This is a genomic window from Ventrimonas sp., assembly GCF_048380235.1.
Classification (GTDB): Bacteria; Bacillota; Clostridia; order Lachnospirales; family Lachnospiraceae; genus Brotaphodocola.
The window spans coordinates 24,625-44,814 of the sequence record NZ_DBFCCJ010000080.1 but is presented as its reverse complement, the minus strand read 5'-3'; the positions used below and the strand labels follow the sequence as shown (position 1 = coordinate 44,814).

Here is a 20,190-nt window from a genome sequence, read left to right as displayed (position 1 = left end):
GTAAATAGCATATAATAAAGAACAGCCTAACCATATAATCAATCGCCCGTACTAGGCGGGCAAATCAAGGAGGACGTTATAAAATGGCAAAAGCAAAGTTTGAAAGAACCAAACCGCATTGTAACATTGGTACCATCGGCCACGTTGACCATGGTAAAACCACTCTGACCGCAGCAATCACCAAAGTTCTGGCTGAGAGAGTTGCTGGTAACACCGCTACCGATTTCGAGAACATCGATAAGGCTCCGGAGGAGAGAGAGCGTGGTATCACCATTTCTACCGCACACGTTGAGTATGAGACTGAGCACAGACACTATGCACACGTTGACTGCCCAGGACATGCTGACTACGTTAAGAACATGATCACCGGTGCAGCTCAGATGGATGGCGCTATCCTTGTAGTAGCAGCAACCGATGGTGTTATGGCTCAGACCAGAGAGCACATCCTGCTTTCCCGTCAGGTAGGCGTACCGTACATCGTTGTATTCATGAACAAATGTGATATGGTTGACGATCCGGAGCTGCTTGAGTTAGTAGACATGGAGATCCGTGAGCTGCTGAACGAGTACGAGTTCCCGGGCGATGACACCCCGATCATTCAGGGTTCCGCTCTGAAGGCTCTTGAGGATCCGCACGGTGAGTGGGGCGACAAGATCATGGAGCTGATGGACGCAGTTGACAGCTGGATCCCGGATCCGCAGCGTGAGACTGATAAGCCGTTCCTGATGCCTGTAGAGGATGTATTCACCATTACCGGTCGTGGTACCGTTGCTACCGGCCGTGTAGAGCGTGGTGTTCTTCATCTGAACGATGAGGTTGAGATCGTTGGTATCCACGAGGAGACCAAGAAGACCGTTGTTACCGGTATCGAGATGTTCCGTAAGTTACTGGATGAGGCTCAGGCTGGTGATAACATCGGTGCTCTGCTTCGTGGTATCCAGAGAACTGAGATCGAGCGTGGACAGGTTCTGTGTAAGCCGGCATCCGTAAAGTGCCACAACAAGTTTACCGCACAGGTATACGTTCTGACCAAAGACGAGGGTGGTCGTCATACCCCGTTCTTCAACAACTATCGTCCGCAGTTCTACTTCAGAACAACTGACGTAACCGGCGTTTGCGAGCTCCCGGAAGGAACCGAGATGTGCATGCCTGGTGATAACGTAGAGATGACCGTTGAGCTGATCCATCCGGTAGCTATGGAGCAGGGTCTTCGTTTCGCTATCCGTGAGGGTGGTAGAACCGTAGGTTCAGGCCGTGTTGTTTCTATCGTTGAGTAATCACTGATCAGAAATTAATCGAAATTTTTATATAATGTAGATGCGCCTGGTGCGCCTACTGTGTCCAAACGTAAGATGACCCGTGGAGATTTTCTCCACGGGTTTTTCTGTTGTGTGGATTTTTGGAATTTCACACAAAGTTCAAACTAAAGTGCTGGCAGATATGCTATAATGTAGCGAGTGCAAGAGAACCGAAAGCGTGCTCGCACGGTTGCGGTGAACGGAGGAAGTGATTATGAAAATGAAATGGAAACAGCAGGCGGTTACTGCTCTGATGGCGTTGTTCTGCGGAGCAGGTCTTCACATTGCCGCATCGGCAATGCCTGGTGCCCGTTATACCTTCCATGCGGATGTATATGGGCCGGGGGTGATAAACCTTTCTGCTTCAGACAGCTATTCCAGATACCAGTGGGGACTGAAAAATGATGCGGAGCTGCAGTACAGTGAGATCACAAACCGCTTCCGCGACAGTAATCCGAAGCTGGCAAACTACATTGATCTGGCAAATTATTTTGGCATGCCTGCTCCGGTAGCCGGACCGGATGCGTACCGCATTAAGGAGATACGGGCGCGAAGAGGTGTAGATATTAACATTCTGCCGGCGTGGAATCTTTATGACTCCAGCACGGAGGAACACCGTCATGTGGTTGTTGCAGTGATTGATACCGGAATTGATATCAGTCATCCGGATCTGAAAAATGCGATCTGGACCAACGAAGACGAGATTCCGGGAGATGGCATTGACAATGACGGAAACGGTTATATAGATGATGTTCACGGCTGGAACTTTTTTGATGGAAACAATGAACTCTGCAAGGGCAGAGAGGATGACCATGGCACCCATGCGGCGGGCACCATTGCTGCGGCCCGCGGAAATGGCGGCATTGCAGGTATCACGGACAACAACTATGTTAAGATCATGGTGCTCAAGGCGCTTGGAACCCGGTACGGCGTGGGAGAGGAAAAGGCTATCATCGAGGCCATCCGCTATGCGGAAGCCAATGGAGCCACCATCTGCAATCTCAGCTTTGGCACCACGGAGTATTATCCGGAGCTGGAGAAGGTGATGCGGGATTCCAAAATGCTGTTTGTGGTATCGGCCGGAAACGGAAATGCAAAAGGAATCGGGGAGGATACGGATCAGAAACCGGATTATCCCTCATCCTTTGATCTGGATAATGTGATTTCGGCAGCAAACCTGATGTTTGACGGAAATCTTGCAGAGAGCTCCAATTACGGGGCAAAGAGTGTGGATATCGCAGCACCGGGTACTTATATCGTCAGCACCATCGCAGATAACGGATACGGCTTCATGACCGGCACCTCCATGTCGGCCCCCATGGTGACCGGTGCGGCGGCAATGCTGTATTCCTATCGCACGGATCTGCAGCTTTCAGACATCCGGAAGGTTCTTCTGGAAACAGCAAGAAAGCTTCCGACCCTGAATGGAAAGCTCAGCAGCAACGGCATGCTGGACCTGTACGCAGCGCTGAACTATGGAAGAACGACAGAGACAGCGGACAGCGCGCAGACAGAGCAGACTGCAGCAGATGGACAGAATGAGGAAGACAGGCAGGATACAGAGCAGACTACGGCAGGTGGTCAGAATGTGGAAGACAGGCAGGATGCAGAGCAGACTGCGGCAGATGACCAGAATGCAGAACAGGATCCGGAGGCCGGACAGGGCACAGCATCTGCTGCCTCCAAAACAATTACAGCGGGAGGCGGAGAACCGGTCAGCCTGGGGTGGTAAGCGTGTCAGAAAGTAAGCGCTTATGTCAGAAGAGCATTAAAAAAGTATCAGAAAAGCCCATGAAAACAACGAAACAGTTTTCATGGGCTTATTTGATTGCGATCTGTGGTAAAACCTGCCAGATCCGGGTTATTTCTTTCTGGTTTTGTTTTTGTATTCGGATAGAAGACGCTCAAACTCTTCTTCGTCACCAGAGCGCTGGAGTCTCTGTCTGCGGCGTTCGCGGCGCTCGGCAAGTGCCCTGGCTTCTTTCTTTTTCGAATAGATAAGCCAGCTGATCAGACTGATCACTGCAAGAACGAGCAGAACTATGAGGATTGTGACCAGAACCCCTGCCAGGGAAAAATGGCTGCGGGCAGGACGGGGGGTGTCTGTGTCAGCACCGTCTGACGGTTCAGACGGAGTCGAAACATCCGTGGAAGACGGGGCATCTGCAGCAGAATCATCGCTGTCGATGGTGACACCATCTTTCGCCAGCAGATAGGCAGTTCCCACTACCCGGTCGTTGTAGCTATATGTGAGGAGGGCTACCGCGTTTTCGGGGCTGATTTCCGGCAGGGCACCGAGGGAAATGTCAGCATCCTCAAAGGAGGCGCCATTTGGCAGCGTAACAACGCTGTCCGGGTCGATCATCAGGTCTGATGCCCGGAAGGAACCCTTATCAAGGCTGATGGTCTCGTCACCGGTGACATACCGGCTCTCGTAATCTGCAATGGTATAGTTCTGGAAAGACCGGAAGCCGAATTCCAGAAGTGCCTTTCCGTCTACAAAATACTGTCTTGGCTGACCCTTCAGGATAACGGATACCAGACGGCGGTTATCCTTGACGGCGTAGGTGACCAGCGTGTTTCCGGCCTTGATCAGATACCCGGTTTTTCCGGCGATTGCCTCCGGATAGTAATACGGGCTGGTGGAATCTTCGGTCACGCAGAGCCGGTGCTCTCCGCGGATGGTGAAGCCATCCGGGTTCTGGGTGGTCGGCGCGATCCTATGGGTGGTGGCAGAGCTGATCTCTACCAGGGTTTCATTGTCGTAGGCAGCCTGGGCGATCAGGGCCATATCGTAAGCGGAAACATACTGATTATCGCCGTTTAAGCCGGATGGGTTTTCGAAGTGACTTTCCTGACATCCAAGCTCCGCCAGTTTTTCATTCATCATGTCCACAAAGGCAGAAATACTGCCTGCCGTATGCTCGGCCAGAGCATTGGCGGCCTGGTTGCAGGATACTAGCAGCATGGAGTAGAGACAGTCTTCTACGGACAGCTGGTCACCTGCCACAACGCTGATTTTATTTCCGCTGTCGGCCTCAACCTGGTTGACAGCCGTTGTAGAAAATGTTACAGTATCATCCAGATTGCAATTTTCCAGGACGATGAGTGCTGTGAGGATTTTGGTGATACTGGCCGGCGGGTAGGTCAGGTGGATATTCTGACCATACAGAATGGCACCGGAATCCATATCCATGACAATGCCTGCCTCAGCCATGATGCCGGTATCGGAGGGCCAGTCCGGTTTTGCCCAGACTGTCAGAATGAACAACTGGCATGTTAGGACAAAACATACAAATTTTGATATCGTTTGTTTCCATTTATTTAGCAATGTGCAAACCTCCCGTGTTCTTTTTCCGTTTGCCGGTTCGAGTGAAAAGCAAGGAACTCTGCGGAAATATCCGTATTTTGGCAAACCGGACCTGTCTAATCATACCTTATGTAAAATAAATATTCAACCAAATATTCCATGAAATATTCGTGAAATTGCCACTTCCATTTTCCCTGTATTTGTAGTATCATAGTCTCTGCTACGATATATAGTTGTTTATAAATGATAAAAATACAAGATATAGTATATTTGAGAGGGGTTTAGGCATGACTACGGATGTTAAGACAAATGTCATCAAGAGAAACGGCAAGGAAGTTTCTTTTGATGTCTCTAAAATCGTGAATGCGATCACAAAGGCAAATGCCAGTGTGGATCATCTTCATCAGCTGAATGAATATCAGATCAATGCAGTGGCAGATATGATCGCTAAGCAGGTGGAAGAGGCTACGCATGCGGTAAATGTAGAAGATATTCAGGATATGGTAGAGACCGGCATCATGGAGATGCGCGGTTATGAGGTGGCACAGAAATATGTGCGTTACCGTTATAAGAGAGAGCTGACCAGAAAGTCCAATACCACGGACAATGGCATTCTTGCTCTGATCGAGCATCTGAATGAGGAAGTAAAGCAGGAAAACTCCAATAAGAATCCGGTCATCAACTCTACCCAGCGTGATTACATGGCCGGCGAGGTCAGCAAGGACTTAAGCCGCCGTGTCCTGCTTCCGGAAGAGATTGTGCGCGCGCATGAGGCCGGTATCATCCATTTCCACGATACCGATTATTTTGCGCAGAAGGAGCATAACTGCGACCTGATCAATCTGGAAGATATGCTCCAGAACGGTACAGTTATCAGTGAGACCATGATCGAGAAGCCGCACAGCTTCTTTACTGCCTGCAATGTTACCACCCAGATCGTGGCGCAGGTGGCCAGCAACCAGTACGGCGGACAGTCCTTCTCCCTGGCTCATCTGGCACCGTTTGTGGATATCAGCCGCCAGAAGCTGCGTAAGAACGTGATCGAGGAGCGCAAGGAGTGCGGAGAGGCTCTGGATGAGACCATCATCAACCGTGTAGTAGAACGCAGACTGCGTGAGGAGGTCAAGAGCGGTATCCAGACGATCCAGTATCAGCTGATCACTCTGATGACCTGTAACGGACAGGCACCGTTTGTGACCATGTTCATGTATCTGGACGAGGTCCCGGAGGGACGCACCCGTGATGATCTGGCTATGATCATCGAAGAGGTTCTGATCCAGAGAATGCAGGGTGTAAAAAATGAAAAGGGTGTCTGGATCACTCCGGCCTTCCCGAAGCTGATCTACGTTCTGGATGAAGATAATATTACAGAGGATTCCAAATACTGGTATCTGACGGAGCTGGCTGCAAAGTGTACTGCAAAGCGTATGGTTCCGGATTATATTTCCGCAAAGATCATGAAGGAATTAAAGGGCGGAAACGTATATACCTGTATGGGCTGCCGTTCTTTCCTGACTGTGGAGGATTCCCAGAGAAACGCAGACGGAAGCCACAAGTTCTACGGACGTTTCAATCAGGGTGTTGTCACCATCAACCTGGTGGATGTAGCCTGCTCTTCGGAAGGTGATATGGACCGCTTCTGGGAGATTTTTGAGGAGCGCCTGGAGCTCTGCCACCGCGCGCTGCGCTGCCGTCATGAGCGTCTGCTTGGAACCATCTCCGATGTAGCCCCGATCCTGTGGCAGAACGGTGCCCTGGCAAGACTGAAAAAGGGTGAGACCATCGACAAGCTTTTGTTTAACGGCTATTCCACCATCTCTCTGGGCTACTGCGGTCTGCATGAGATGTGCGTACGCATGACCGGCAAGTCCCATACAGATCCGTCTGCAAAGCCGTTTGCCCTGGCTGTTATGCAGAAGATGAACGACAAGTGCAGGGAGTGGAAAGAGGCCGAGAACATCAGCTACTCCGTATACGGAACCCCGATGGAGTCCACCACCTATAAGTTCGCGAAATGCTTACAGAAACGTTTCGGTATTATTCCGGGCGTAACCGATAAGAACTACATCACCAACAGCTATCATGTTCATGTCAGTGAGGAAATCGATGCCTTCAGCAAGCTGAAATTTGAGTCCGATTTCCAGAAGCTGTCTCCGGGCGGTGCGATCAGCTATGTGGAAGTACCGAACATGCAGCAGAATATCCCGGCAGTCCTGTCTGTCATGAAGTTCATCTATGAGAACATCATGTATGCAGAGCTGAATACCAAGAGCGATTACTGCGAGTGCTGCGGCTACGACGGTGAGATCAAAATCGTCGAGGATGAGGCAGGTAAGCTGATCTGGGAGTGCCCGAACTGCGGCAACCGTGACCAGGACAAGATGTCTGTTGCACGCCGTACCTGCGGCTATATCGGAACCCAGTTCTGGAACCAGGGACGGACGCAGGAAATTCGCGACCGCGTGCTGCATCTGTAAAAACGGAAATAATATATTGTATGCCAGGCGGACAGAAAAACATAGCAGTTGTTTTTCTGTTCGCCTCTTCACATTTTTTGCGAAAGATAACGGTCATATTTTGTTGATTTTGTGGTAAAATAGACGTCATGCGAGAGAGAATCGACATAATTGGGGAGGGGATACAATGCAGCTACGTGATATCCAGTATGTAATTGCGGCTGCGGAAGCTGGCAGCTTTTCTAAGGCAGCGCTTGTGGTGCACGTAAGCCAGCCTGCGTTGAGCCAGATGATTCAGCGTCTGGAGGATGAGCTTGGGGTGAAGCTTTTTATAAGGAAGAGCAACAAAGTAATCCTCACAGAGGAGGGTGCTATTTTCTGCGAAGAGGGGCGGGAAATCCTGAATCGCAGTCAACATCTGATTAGCCGGATGCGGGAATTTAAAGAGCTGACCCAGGGAAAATTGTCAATTGCCATTGCGCCATTTTACCAGAAGAATTTTCTGCTTCCGTTTCTGGCGGAATTCCGAAAAAAATATCCGGGAATCATGGTGCAGGTGGTAGATGCGTTTTCCAATTACTCGGAGGAACTGCTGATGAACGGGGAAGTGGATCTTGCACTGGTTATGCTGCCGTTCCACAGCGGTACGATTCGGTATGAACCGCTTTACCGGGAGCAGATTTATCTGGCGGTTCCGAAGCATTCGGATGTATGTCAGAAGTTGGGGGGATCTGAATCACGGGAACTGGAGACGGAAGATCTGCGGAAGCTGCAAGAGGAGCCATTTATTCTATATAAACGTGGACGGCGTATGTATGAAAGTTCTCAGAAATTGTGCAGAAGTGCCGGATTTGTTCCGAAGGCGGCATTTTTATCCAATTCCTGCGAAAGCCTGAATGCGATGGTGGGAAATGGCATGGGAATCGGGTTTGTACCTTCCTCGGTAGAAAAAACAGCGAACCATGAAGAAATCGTATATTACTCCATCAACAGCCCAGATGCAATCCGGACACTGGCGGTCGGATATTTGGAGAAGAACTTATCGGCGGCTGCACAGGAGTTTGTGAAGATGGCCAAAAAACAGAATAGGATTACTGGATAACAGGAAATCTGAAAGGAAAATGCGATAACCTTTCAGATTTCTTTTTTTATTGCGATAAGTTTATGTTATAGGCATATTGTTTATGGATATTTCCCAATAAAAGCGCGGTGTGTTAAAATGGTGATAGTTAAAAGAGACAAAAAAAGATAAAAATAATGAAAAAAATAAACAAAACAAACAAAAGCCTGAGCGGCAAAAAATAACATTAAGAAAAGAGAGGGATCGCTATGAAAAAAAGAAATCTGAAGGTAATGGCTATGATGGCAGCAGCAGTTCTTGCATTATCCGGATGTTCTGGTGGGGGAAACACTGCGACAGAGGCACCGAAGTCAGACAGCAGCGCAGCTGCTACAGAAGCAGCCGCAGATACCAAGGCAGCCGATGACAGTAAAACGGCCGACAGCGGAAAAGCAGCAGCTCCCACAAATTACCCGACCAAATCCATTGACCTGGTTGTACCGTTTACCGCAGGCGGCAACGTAGACCTTTCCTGCCGTATCCTGGCTCAGGAGATGGAGAAAGAACTGGGACAGCCGGTCAGCGTTCTGAACAAAGAGGGTGGCGGTGCCGTTATTGGACAGACTTATGTAGCAAACTCCAAACCGGACGGCTACACGCTTCTGGCTATGACCTCATCCTTCGTTACCAACGTTCTGAGCGGAACTACTACTTATGATATGGATTCCATTATCCCGGTTGCAGAGTACTGCTTCGACCCGGAGATTATCGTAGTATCCGCAGATTCCGGAATTGAGACTATCGATCAGTTCGTAGAAGAAGGAAAGAAGAGAGAGTTACTGAATACCACACCTGGTTTCTCTACCTCCCATCACATTGCAAGCCTGTTATTCTCCCAGAAGACCGATGTTCAGTTTGAGTATATGCATACCAACGGATCATCTGAGCAGACTGTACAGCTGGCAGGCGGACATGCTGAGGTTGGCTTTACTACTTACGCAGGTGCAGCTTCTCTGATCGATCAGGGCAAGATCAAGGTTCTGGCTATCTGTTCCGATGAGAGAAGTGAAAACCTTCCGGATGTTCCTACCTTAAAGGAAAGTGGTATTGATTTCACGTATGGTTCCTACAGAGGTATTGGTGTTCCAGCCGGCACTCCGGATGAGATCGTTCAGTACCTGTCCGATACCATGGAATCTGTTATGAACTCTGACGAAGTAAAAGACCAGTTTGCAAACAGCGGACTTCCGATTACCTATGCAAATTCATCAGACTTTAAGGCTATGCTGGATGAAGACTACAAGAATATGGAATCCATTCAGGATCTTTTGAAGGAATAAGAAGGGGGAGTACACTGTGGGTAAGAAAGACTGTGGACTTGGAATTGGCGCGATCGTCTTAGGTATTGCAGTATTTGTATATTTTCAGGGCCTTCCTGGTGCTGCAGGATCATACCCGAAGCTGGTCAGCGCGGCTATTGTAATTTTAGGAATTCTGATTCTGGCGGGTTCTTTCAAGGCTGCAAAGCAGGAAGAACCGGCTCAGAAGGAAAAGAAAAATATTTCCTATAAAACCGTGGCTTTGATTGTAGTGTATCTGTTTGCATACTATTTCCTGTTCCAGTATGTGGGCTATGTAATCCCAACGTTTCTGATGATGTTAGCCACATCGGTAACACTGGGATACCGGAACTGGAAGGTTCTGATCCCAACCGATCTGTTGATCAGCATTGGTTTGTATCTGGCATTTACACAGTTATTCCATGTAAGATTCATGGGTCTGTTTTTCTAAAATCATGTGAGAAAGGAGTGGAGAGAAAATGTCCAGTATTTTCTTGGGATTTCAGACGGTAGCTTCACCGATGGTGCTGCTGTTCCTGGTTCTGGGCTGTGTAGTCGGACTGGTAATCGGAGCTCTTCCGGGTCTGACCGGTAATATGGCGATTGCGCTGATGGTACCGATGACCTTTGGCATGCAGCCGAGTGTGGGGCTTGCGTTTCTGGCAGCAATCTACTGTTCTTCCATTTATGGCGGTTCGATTTCCGCAATTTTACTTGGTATTCCGGGAACCATCTCCAGTTTCGCGACAACACTGGATGGTTATCCACTGGCGAAACAGGGGAAGGCAGGCCTGGCCCTTGGAACTTCCACCATGGCCAGTGTCTTTGGCGGACTGTTCAGTGCCCTGGTGCTGATGTTTTTAACCCCGGTACTTGCAGATTTCGCGTTAAAGTTTGGTCCTGGTGAGTACTTTGCAATTTCTCTGTTAGGTATTGCCTGCATTACCAGCATCAGCGGTGACAACATTCCGAAAGGACTTCTTTCCGGCATGATCGGTCTTCTGATCGCAGTCATCGGTATGGATCCGCAGAATGGTACTCCGCGTCTGACCTTTGGCAATGTAAACCTGTTAAGTGGCATCAGCCTGGTAGCTTCCCTGATCGGTCTGTTTGGTATCGTATCCGTTATGAAGACTGCGGAAGCCTGCAAAAATGTGAAAACAACAAGTACTATGCCGACAGTCGATAATGTCTGGATTGGCTGGAAAGAATGTATGCGTCAGTTCCCGGTATGGCTGAGAGCTTCCGTAATCGGAACCATCGTCGGCATCATCCCGGGTGCAGGAACCAATGTAGCGACTTTCATGGCCTACGATATTGAGAAAAAGCTGTCCGGTGATCCGGATTCCTTCGGAAACGGAAACGTAAACGGTGTTGCGGCTCCTGAGGCAGCCAACAATGCAGTAACCGGCGGTTCCCTGGTGCCACTTTTGGCACTGGGCGTTCCTGGAAACTCCACATCCGCATTGTTCCTTGGCGCAATCATGATTCACGGCATGAGAACCGGCCCGGTATTCTTTACCGAGCATCCGGATATCATTTATGGCCTGTTCATTTCCATCATCATTGCGAACATTATCATGGCGCCTCTCGGAATCTTTACCCTTCGCTATATGAAGACCATTCTTTCCGTTCCGGAGGAACTGCTGGCAGGAATTATCTTGGCATTTTGTGTAACGGGTGTATTCGCACTGGCCACCAACCCGTTTGATGTGCTCGTGCTGATCGTATTTGGCCTGATTGGCTACTTCTGCTACAAATTCAAGATTCCGACCGCACCGATGATTGTGGCTATGGTGCTGGGATCCATGACGGAGAACAACTTAAGACAGGCGCTGATCGCAAGCAAGGGTTCTTGGAATTTCCTTTATACCCAGCCGCTTACCCTGACCATCGTAATCATTGCCCTGTTAAGCTTCTTCTTCCCGTTTATTGCAGCTCTGATTAAGAAAAGAACAAAGAAAGCGTAAAAGGCGCAGTATGAAATAACGAATGTACAGGAGGATTGTCAGATGAAAATTACAAAAGTAGATGTGTTTATGCTGGATGCCGGTTCTCAGAGATGGCAGAGAAAACCGATCGTGTGCCGTATTTATACCGATGAAGGCATTTACGGTGACGGCGAAGCCGGTATCGCATTCGGAATCGGAAGCACCGCAGCGTTTGGCATGGTAAAAGACCTGGCCGGCCTGATTGTTGGCATGGATCCGATGAATATTGAAGTAATCTGGAATAAGATGTTTAAGTCCAGCTTCTGGGGCATGGGCGGAGGTGCCATCGTATTTGCTGGTATCAGCGCGATTGATATTGCACTGTGGGACATTAAGGGCAAGGCATTAAATGTTCCATGCTATCAGTTAATGGGCGGCAAGTTCAGAAGTCAGATGCGTTCCTACGCTTCCCAGCTGCAGTTCGGCTGGTGTGACAAAATCGGACCTTATGGCAAACCGGAAGAGTACCGCATGATTGCAAAATATGCTCTGGATGACGGCTACGATGCCATCAAGATCGATTTTACCCAGATCGGACCGGACGGCACCCACCTTCCGAAGAGCGAGTGCGAGGGCATTCCGTCCAGAACCTTCATGAAGATGGTAGAGGATCGTATGAAAGCAGTCCGTGATCTGGGATATGATTTTGACCTGATTGTGGAAAACCACTGTCGTACCGATGCGGTCAGCGCGGTTATGATCGGCGAGCTGTGTGACAAGTATAAAGTTATGGCTCTGGAAGAGCCGGTTATCCCGATGAATCCGATGATGCAGAAAGCGGTTCACGACAAGGTGAAAACTCCGATCGCCAGCGGTGAACGTCTCTATGGACGCTGGCATTATATGAACAATTTTGCGGAGAACAATGTACAGCTGTTACAGCCGGATATCTGTAACTGTGGCGGTCTCACCGAGTCCAAGAAGATCTGCGATATGGCACAGGTATTTGATGTAACGGTACAGGCTCACTGCGCAGGCTCCCCGATCTCTACTGCAGCAGCACTCCATATCGAGGCAGCAATTCCGAATTTCTGCATCCATGAGCATCACTTCCGCAGCACCCAGCCGGATTTGACCAGACTGTGCAAGTACGATTACCAGCCGGTTAAAGGTATTTACACCGTTCCGGAGCTTCCGGGACTTGGCCAGGAAATGACCAAGGACGCAATGGACAATGCATTGATGCATGTAACCGTAGACAGAAACGAAAAAGGGCTGTAATTCTCTCTTATGTAACATATAGCAAAAACACGGCAGACTGTGAAATGCAGGCTGCCGTGTTTTTGTTGTTCTCTTGGCTAATTCTGACGATTTTATGAAAATTATGGTGTGCACCCTCACGTGCCTTGCACCTGATGAAATTTAATGGTATACTGTCGTGGTAAATTACCCGTATTGCGGCCAGCAGGGCCGGAAAAACAATAAAATGCCCCGTTTGTGGGCGGTTTTCGGGTCAAAAGGACGGATGAAAGGAATCCTATGTCTTCAAATAACGAATACGCGATCCAGGTACAGGATGTGAGCAAGATATATAAGCTGTATGACAAGCCGATCGACCGGCTGAAGGAGTCTCTCAGCTTAACCCATAAAAACTACCATAAGGACTTCTTTGCACTGAGTGATATTTCATTCAATGTAAAGAAGGGTGAGACGGTAGGCATCATCGGAACCAACGGTTCCGGAAAATCAACGATATTAAAGATCATCACCGGAGTGCTGACCCCGACAAGCGGACAGGTCCGGGTGAGCGGAGTTATCTCGGCGCTTCTGGAGCTGGGAGCGGGCTTCAACATGGATTACACCGGCATTGAGAATATTTACATGAACGGAACCATGATGGGCTTTTCCAAAAAACAGATGGATGAGAAGCTTCCGGATATCCTGGAATTTGCGGATATCGGAGACTTTGTTTACCAGCCGGTGAAAACCTATTCCAGCGGTATGTTTGTACGGCTGGCTTTTGCATTGTCAATCAATGTGGAGCCGGAAATCCTCATTGTGGATGAGGCCCTTTCTGTGGGAGACGTGTTCTTCCAGTCCAAGTGCTACCGCCGCATGGAGGAGATCCGGAAGAACGGAACCACCATTCTTATGGTTACCCACGACATGGGCAGTGTCATCAAATACTGTGACCGGGTGGTGCTTTTAAACAAGGGTCATTATGTGGCTGAGGGCGCGCCGGGCAAGATGGTGGATCTGTACAAGAAAATCCTGGCCAACCAGATGGATGATCTGGAAGAGGAGCTGCTGGAGATGAATGATTTCTCCGGTGGGATGGATGAAGAAGACAGTATAAAAAATACTGCTCCGGCAGAACATGCTGAGGCAAAGCTGGTCCACAGCGGTCTTATGAAGGACAAGATCACCATTAACCCGAACCGTACCGAGTATGGCAACGGCAAGGCGGAGATCTATGATCTTGGCATGTTTGATGAGCGGGGCAACTTAACGAACCTGTTGTTAAAGGGTGAGTATTTTACCATCAAAGAGAAGATCCGTTTCCATGACAGCATCCAGGCCCCGATCTTTACCTACACCATTAAAGATAAGAAGGGCGCGGACTTAACCGGTACCAACACCATGTTTGAGGGGGCGGAGATCCGTCCGGTCAAAAACGGTGACGAGTACGAGGTGAACTTCCGCCAGAAGATGACCCTTCAAGGCGGCGAGTATCTGCTTTCCATGAGCTGCACCGGCTTTGAACAGGGCGAGCATACTGTGTACCACCGTCTGTATGATGTGGCGAACATCACGGTTATTTCCAATAAGAATACCGTGGGTGTTTATGATATGGAGTCTGAGGTGGAGGCGGTGCTGAAACCGGCGGGAGCCGTGAACACGGAAACCGGGAATGCGTGAGACGGAAACTGGTTTGATCGGAACACAAACATGGCGAACAACGAACGTGAACATAAGAAAGAGGTTTTTTGAGCATGAGAAAGATCGATGATGAGATACAGGCGCTCCTCTTAGAGCATCGCGGAGATATCCGGTCCATCCTGAAGGACAACCACAGGCTGGATCTGTTGTATGCACTCTCTTCCCAGCGTGAGCTGCTGCTTGAGTGGTATGACTTTGAACCGGAGGCAGAGGTCCTGCAGGTGGGAGCCGATTACGGTGCGCTGACCGGGCTTTTTCGATCCAGCGTGCGCGCAGTGACGGTGCTGGATGACACGGAAAGTGCTTTGGAAACGGTGCACCAGCGCTATCCGGGCGCAGCAAATATTTATTACCGAAAGGACAGTCTGGCCGGTTATGCGGCAGAGGCCTGTGCGGAGGGCAAAAAGTATGACTATGTGATCTTTGCGGGAACTCTGACAGCTCCCTATGAGAAACACATTCATGAGGCAAAGTCCCTGTTAAAGCCGGAGGGAATTCTGATCGTGGCTTCAGCCAATGCCCTTGGCATGAAATATTTTGCGGGAACAGTGGAGGAAGAAAATGCACTGACCAAACGTCAGCTGACGGAGCTGCTTTGCGGGGACAGGGAAACCCAGAGCATGGCCGATGAGAGCGGTGCATTGAAATTCTATTATCCGATGCCGGACTATAAGACTCCGGTCAGCATCTATTCCGATGCCTATCTGCCAAAGAAGGGTGATTTAACCCGTGTAACTCCGGCTTACGATTATCCACCGTACCGCATGATGGAGCAGGGGGAGAAGTTTGACACGGTCTGCGAGGCAGGCCTTTTTGACCTGTACGCCAACTCCTATCTGGTATTCTGGAGCGCAGATCCGAAACAGCTTCAGAAGGAAGATGAGCGGATCTTCATGAAATACAATAAGACAAGACGAGAAGAGTTCCAGATCAAGACCTGCATCTGCGAGCGGAATGCAGCCGGTGCGGAAACAGGAAATAAAGAGCGTTATGTTGAAAAAGCGGCGCTGAGTCTGGACGGCAGCGCTCACATTGCTTCCTTCAAAGAGAAATATGAGAAGCTGACAAAGCAGCACCGTACCTTAAAGGTGGCAGAGCCGAAGTTTGCCGAGCACCGCAATTCCGTATTCTTTCCGTATCTGGTGGGAGAAACCTGCGCGGAGAAGCTGGGCGAGCAGTTAGAGGGCGGACAGCTTCCGCTGGATGTGCTGCAGATTGTCATGAACCAGATCTACGATATCAGTCCGGAATGCCGCAGCGCGTTTATCCGCACGGAAGAGTTTGATGAGGTGTTCGGCGCAGACCTGACGGAGGAGGAGCAGAAGCTGCTGCTTTCCGATACGTCCTGCGAGGTTTCCAACATCGACGCATTGTTTGAAAACATGCTGATGACCCGGGAAGGCATTTACTGTCTGGATTATGAGTGGGTATTTTTATTCCCGGTTCCGGAGCACTTTGTGAAATACCGTATTCTGTACTACTTCTATGAGCAGTACAGCAGTGTGTTAAAGCAGCTGACCTTAGATCAGATCCTGGGTTACTTCGGCATCACACCGGAGATGGCTGAGGTGTACCGCAGGATGGAAGAAAACTTCCAGAGCTATGTACACGGCGAGAACCAGGAACTGTATCTGGGCAACTACATGGTTTATTCTCGCACGGTCCGGGACATCCGCCAGACCGAAAGCGACCTTGCAAGAGCGAGAGAGCGCATCGAGCAGATGAAGATCCACAGCCGGGAAAAGGACGTGACCATCCGCAAGATCACCGAGGTGCAGCGTCTGACCAACAATCATGTCACCAACCTGGAAGCCATCATCCACAACCATGAGCATGAGATCGGGGAGATGGCAAAGACCTTAAATTACTTAAACAAACATGAGGCTATCCTCTTTAAGATCCGCAGGAAGCTGGGCGACAAATTCAACCAGAAGTATCCGAAGGGGTCTGTGAAGCGGAAAAAGCTTCATTATAAGAAGGAATATATGCTGCATCCGCTTCGTTCCATGAAGCTTTACTCCACACCGGAGGGAAGAAATTTACGGGACGGCGATTTCAACATTGGTGAGATCTACCGGGAGCATGGACGCCTGAAATTTGAACAGGTGGAGAACCCGACGGTTTCCATCATTATTCCGGTATACAACCAGATCCACTATACCTATGCGTGCCTGCTTTCTATTTTAGAGCACACGAAGGATGTTTCTTATGAGGTCATTATTGCGGATGACGTATCCACAGATGCGACAGAGCATCTTTCCGAGTATGCGGAAGGACTTGTGATCTGCAGAAACAGTACAAATCAGGGCTTTCTGCGCAACTGCAATAATGCAGCACGCCATGCCCGCGGCAAATATGTGATGTTCTTAAATAACGACACCCAGGTGACGGAGAACTGGCTGTCTTCCCTGGTCCAGCTCATTGAGTCGGACCCGTCCATCGGCATGGTAGGCTCCAAGCTGGTGTATCCGGACGGACGGCTGCAGGAGGCAGGCGGTATCATTTGGAGCGACGGCTCCGGCTGGAACTATGGTCGTCTGGACAACCCGGACAAGCCGGAGTACAACTATGTCAAGGATGTTGATTACATTTCCGGAGCGGCTATTTTATTATCCAATGAATTATGGAATCAGATCGGCGGCTTTGATACCCGCTTTGCACCGGCCTACTGTGAGGATTCCGACCTGGCCTTCGAGGTCAGAAAAGCGGGCTACCGCGTGGTATACCAGCCGAAGTCCAGGGTCATTCACTTTGAGGGCGTTTCCAACGGCACCGATGTGCAGGGTACCGGCTTAAAACGCTATCAGGTGGCAAACAGCAGGAAGCTGAAGGAAAAATGGGCCGATGAGTTCGCAAAGCAGTGCGAGAACGACGGCAATCCGGATCCGTTCCGGGCAAGAGAGCGCAGCATGGGCAAGCCGATCATCCTGGTGGTGGACCATTATGTGCCTACCTATGATAAAGATGCGGGCTCCAAGACCACGTACCAGTATTTAAAGATGTTCTTAAAGAAGGGCTATGTGGTAAAATTCCTGGGTGACAATTTCATGAATGAAGAGCCCTACACCAGTGAGCTGGAGCAGATGGGTATCGAGGTGTTATACGGACCGGAATACCAGGTCAAGATCTGGGACTGGCTGCGGGATCATGGCGATGACATTGCGGTGGCTTACTTAAACCGCCCGCATATCGCGTCCAAATATATTGATTACATTTTAGACAATACCGATATCAAGGTGATCTACTACGGACACGATCTGCACTGGCTGCGGGAGAGCCGTGAGTATCAGATCACGAAGGATCCGAAGATCCGCGAGGATGCGGAATACTGGAAGTCCATTGAGTTTACGCTGATGAGCAAGGCGGCAGTCTCCTACTATCCGTCTTATATTGAGCGCGATGCGATCCATGAGATCGATCCGACCATCAACGTCAAGGATATTACAGCATATGTTTTTGATGAGTTTAAGTCTGACATTCAGGAGGACTTTGCGAAGCGCAACGGACTTCTGTTTGTCGGCGGCTTTGCGCATCCGCCGAATGCAGATGCGGTGCTCTGGTTTGCAAAGGACATTTATCCGCGCATCCGTCAGAAGATGGAGGCAGCAGGCCAGGTTCCGCCGGAATTTATCGTAGTCGGTTCCAAGGTAACCGATGAGATCAGGGCGCTGCAGCAGCCGGACAACGGCATCATCATCAAGGGCTTTGTATCTGAGGAAGAGCTGAGTGAGCTTTATGCCACCTGTCGTGTGGTGGTGGTTCCGCTGCGTTATGGTGCAGGTGTAAAGGGCAAGGTGGTAGAAGCCATCTACAACGGTGCCCCGATCGTCACCACCTCCATTGGAGCGGAGGGAATTCCGCAGGTAGAGGATGTTCTTCTGGTAGAAGACGAGCCGGAGGCATTTGCCGAGACCGTGACCAGACTGTACCAGAGCCCGGAGGGCTGCAGGTCACTCTGCGAGAAGACCCAGAGCTACATCCGCACCCATTTCAGCATGGATGCGGCATGGAAGGTCATTGAGAACGATTTTAAGAGATAGCTAAGGAGAATATACAATGCAGGCAATTTTACTGGCCGGTGGTCTGGGAACCCGGCTCCGGAGCGTGGTAAGCGACCGCCCGAAGCCTATGGCCCTGATCGGAGAGAAGCCATTTATGGAGTATGTGGTGCATGAGCTTTCCCGCCATGGCATCACAGATATCATCTTTGCCGTGGGCTACAAGGGTTCCATGGTGGAGGAGTATTTCGGGGACGGAAGCGGCTTTGCCGCACCGGACGGAACTCCCATCACGGTTCATTATGCTTACGAGGAAGAACTTCTCGGCACAGCCGGAGCCATCAAAAATGCCGGCAGATTTGTCACGGAGGACAGCTTTTTTGTCCTGAACGCGGATACTTTTTATCAGATTGACTACAGCCGCCTGGTGACCATGCAGCAGGAGTCTGATCTGGATATGGCACTGGTGCTCCGGGAGGTGCCGGATATTTCCCGGTACGGGGCAGCGGTTCTGACAAATGGCCGCCTGACCGGTTTTAACGAAAAAACTGCCCAGGCGAAGCCGGGCACCATCAACGGCGGCGTGTATCTGATGAAGCGCGCCCTGCTTGACGAAATCCCGGCAGGAAAGGTTTCCCTGGAAAATGAGATGATCCCGAAGTGGCTGTCTGAGGGCCGTCCGTTAGGCGGTTTTGTAAATGATGGTTACTTCATTGATATTGGTATTCCGGAGGCTTATTATCAGTTTATTGAGGATGTAGAGAGAGGAGTAGTGGTATGGTAATCAGGGGACGGGCACCGCTTCGCGTCAGCTTTGGCGGCGGCGGTACGGATGTGGCACCCTTCTGTGTGGAGCAGGGCGGCGCCATCATCGGCAGCACCATCAACAAGTATGCGTACTGTTCCATCGTTCCGAGAGAGGATGATCAGATTATCGTACACTCTCTGGACTTTGACATGACAGTCAAATATAACGCGAAGGAAAATTTTGTCTACGACGGACGGCTGGATCTGGTCACCGCTGCTTTAAAGGCCATGGATATCAACCAGGGCTGTGAGGTTTATTTACAGTGTGACGCGCCGGCCGGTTCCGGCCTTGGAACCTCATCTACCGTTATGGTTTCGCTGCTGACGGCTATGGCGCGCTGGAAAGGCGTAGAGATGGATGCATACCGCCTGGCTGACCTGGCTTACCAGGTTGAGCGTGAGGATTTAAAGATTGACGGCGGTTATCAGGATCAGTATGCTGCTACCTTCGGCGGCATCAATTTCATTGAATTCCATGGCCGCAACAATGTGGTGGTCAACCCGCTGCGCATTAAGAAGGACATTCTGCATGAGCTGCAGTATAACCTGCTCTTATGCTACACAGGCAATATCCATGTGTCTGCGAATATCATCAAGGACCAGGTGAAAAACTACGAGAAGAAGGATGCCTTTGATGCCATGTGCGAGGTGAAGGCTCTGGCCTATGCCATGAAGGATGAGCTGTTAAAGGGAAATCTGCACAGCTTCGGAAAACTGCTGGATTATGGCTGGCAGAGCAAAAAACGCATGAGCAGCAAAATCACAAACCCGCAGATCGATGAGCTTTACGATGAGGCCATCAAGGCCGGGGCTTTGGGCGGCAAGCTGCTTGGCGCGGGCGGCGGCGGTTATCTTCTGATGTACTGCCCGTACAATGTCAAGCATAAGGTGGCAGCCCGCATGGAGCAGATGGGCGGCCAGATGGCAGACTGGAACTTTGAGCTGCGCGGCGCCCAGTCCTGGATCGCAGATGAAAACCGCTGGAATTATAATGAGGTGAAGGTACATCTGCCGAACGGAGATTACGAATTTAAATTATAAGGATATTTT

General features: G+C 50.0%; 13 protein-coding genes. 12 read left to right on the top strand and 1 reads right to left on the bottom strand.

Going from position 1 to position 20,190, the window contains the following annotated elements; all coding sequences use genetic code 11:
• Positions 1 to 83 precede the first annotated feature (83 nt).
• Positions 84 to 1,277 carry an elongation factor Tu gene (tuf, locus tag ACMP1L_RS13050; RefSeq protein ID WP_118733057.1) on the top strand — a complete coding sequence of 398 codons (1,194 nt, stop codon included), beginning with the start codon at positions 84 to 86 and terminating at the stop codon, positions 1,275 to 1,277.
• 235 nt (positions 1,278 to 1,512) lie between these two features.
• Complete coding sequence (locus ACMP1L_RS13045; RefSeq protein ID WP_418453280.1) at positions 1,513 to 3,030, top strand: S8 family peptidase; 1,518 nt, start codon at positions 1,513 to 1,515, stop codon at positions 3,028 to 3,030.
• 129 nt (positions 3,031 to 3,159) lie between these two features.
• Here the strand turns inward: ACMP1L_RS13045 and ACMP1L_RS13040 are convergent, their stop codons facing one another.
• A complete protein-coding gene (locus ACMP1L_RS13040) occupies positions 3,160 to 4,569 on the bottom strand; it encodes a D-alanyl-D-alanine carboxypeptidase family protein (protein ID WP_418453279.1) in 1,410 nt (469 codons plus the stop codon).
• Positions 4,570 to 4,895: 326 nt separating this feature from the next.
• Between ACMP1L_RS13040 and nrdD the strand changes: the two genes are divergently transcribed.
• The 10 genes from nrdD (at position 4,896) to ACMP1L_RS12990 (ending at position 20,181) form a co-directional block, all read left to right on the top strand.
• The gene (gene nrdD, locus ACMP1L_RS13035) at positions 4,896 to 7,085 is read left to right on the top strand and encodes an anaerobic ribonucleoside-triphosphate reductase (RefSeq protein WP_177304435.1); all 2,190 of its coding nucleotides are present in this window, start codon (positions 4,896 to 4,898) and stop codon (positions 7,083 to 7,085) included.
• A gap of 166 nt (positions 7,086 to 7,251) precedes the next feature.
• Positions 7,252 to 8,166 (top strand): LysR family transcriptional regulator, encoded by a 915-nt coding sequence (locus ACMP1L_RS13030; RefSeq protein WP_418453278.1) that lies wholly within the window; start codon positions 7,252 to 7,254, stop codon positions 8,164 to 8,166.
• 227 nt (positions 8,167 to 8,393) lie between these two features.
• A complete protein-coding gene (locus tag ACMP1L_RS13025) occupies positions 8,394 to 9,464 on the top strand; it encodes a tripartite tricarboxylate transporter substrate binding protein (RefSeq protein ID WP_418453277.1) in 1,071 nt (356 codons plus the stop codon).
• 16 nt (positions 9,465 to 9,480) lie between these two features.
• Positions 9,481 to 9,915, top strand: coding sequence for a tripartite tricarboxylate transporter TctB family protein (locus ACMP1L_RS13020; RefSeq protein ID WP_118531399.1), 435 nt, complete (start codon positions 9,481 to 9,483; stop codon positions 9,913 to 9,915).
• A gap of 28 nt (positions 9,916 to 9,943) precedes the next feature.
• The gene (locus tag ACMP1L_RS13015; protein WP_118733052.1) at positions 9,944 to 11,434 is read left to right on the top strand and encodes a tripartite tricarboxylate transporter permease; all 1,491 of its coding nucleotides are present in this window, start codon (positions 9,944 to 9,946) and stop codon (positions 11,432 to 11,434) included.
• Between the two features lie 42 nt (positions 11,435 to 11,476).
• Positions 11,477 to 12,676 (top strand): mandelate racemase/muconate lactonizing enzyme family protein, encoded by a 1,200-nt coding sequence (locus ACMP1L_RS13010; protein ID WP_118531395.1) that lies wholly within the window; start codon positions 11,477 to 11,479, stop codon positions 12,674 to 12,676.
• A gap of 258 nt (positions 12,677 to 12,934) precedes the next feature.
• Positions 12,935 to 14,314: an ABC transporter ATP-binding protein gene (locus ACMP1L_RS13005; RefSeq protein WP_118733051.1), complete on the top strand. Its 1,380-nt coding sequence runs from the start codon at positions 12,935 to 12,937 to the stop codon at positions 14,312 to 14,314.
• A gap of 74 nt (positions 14,315 to 14,388) precedes the next feature.
• A complete protein-coding gene (locus ACMP1L_RS13000; protein ID WP_418453276.1) occupies positions 14,389 to 18,375 on the top strand; it encodes a glycosyltransferase in 3,987 nt (1,328 codons plus the stop codon).
• Positions 18,376 to 18,391: 16 nt separating this feature from the next.
• Positions 18,392 to 19,117, top strand: a complete 726-nt coding sequence (locus tag ACMP1L_RS12995; protein WP_118733049.1) for a nucleotidyltransferase family protein — start codon at positions 18,392 to 18,394, stop codon at positions 19,115 to 19,117.
• Positions 19,111 to 20,181, top strand: a complete 1,071-nt coding sequence (locus ACMP1L_RS12990) for a GHMP family kinase ATP-binding protein (protein WP_118733048.1) — start codon at positions 19,111 to 19,113, stop codon at positions 20,179 to 20,181. Before ACMP1L_RS12995 ends, ACMP1L_RS12990 begins: the two co-directional genes overlap by 7 nt.
• Positions 20,182 to 20,190: the final 9 nt, after the last annotated feature.

Excerpts from the sequence above, each read along its gene's own strand:
- tuf (WP_118733057.1), top strand. The coding sequence starts at position 84 with ATGGCAAAAGCAAAGTTTGAAAGAACCAAACCGCATTGTAACATTGGT.
- ACMP1L_RS13045 (WP_418453280.1), top strand. The coding sequence starts at position 1,513 with ATGAAAATGAAATGGAAACAGCAGGCGGTTACTGCTCTGATGGCGTTG.
- nrdD (WP_177304435.1), top strand. The coding sequence starts at position 4,896 with ATGACTACGGATGTTAAGACAAATGTCATCAAGAGAAACGGCAAGGAA.
- ACMP1L_RS13030 (WP_418453278.1), top strand. The coding sequence starts at position 7,252 with ATGCAGCTACGTGATATCCAGTATGTAATTGCGGCTGCGGAAGCTGGC.
- ACMP1L_RS13025 (WP_418453277.1), top strand. The coding sequence starts at position 8,394 with ATGAAAAAAAGAAATCTGAAGGTAATGGCTATGATGGCAGCAGCAGTT.
- ACMP1L_RS13015 (WP_118733052.1), top strand. The coding sequence starts at position 9,944 with ATGTCCAGTATTTTCTTGGGATTTCAGACGGTAGCTTCACCGATGGTG.
- ACMP1L_RS13010 (WP_118531395.1), top strand. The coding sequence starts at position 11,477 with ATGAAAATTACAAAAGTAGATGTGTTTATGCTGGATGCCGGTTCTCAG.
- ACMP1L_RS13005 (WP_118733051.1), top strand. The coding sequence starts at position 12,935 with ATGTCTTCAAATAACGAATACGCGATCCAGGTACAGGATGTGAGCAAG.
- ACMP1L_RS13000 (WP_418453276.1), top strand. The coding sequence starts at position 14,389 with ATGAGAAAGATCGATGATGAGATACAGGCGCTCCTCTTAGAGCATCGC.
- ACMP1L_RS12995 (WP_118733049.1), top strand. The coding sequence starts at position 18,392 with ATGCAGGCAATTTTACTGGCCGGTGGTCTGGGAACCCGGCTCCGGAGC.
- ACMP1L_RS12990 (WP_118733048.1), top strand. The coding sequence starts at position 19,111 with ATGGTAATCAGGGGACGGGCACCGCTTCGCGTCAGCTTTGGCGGCGGC.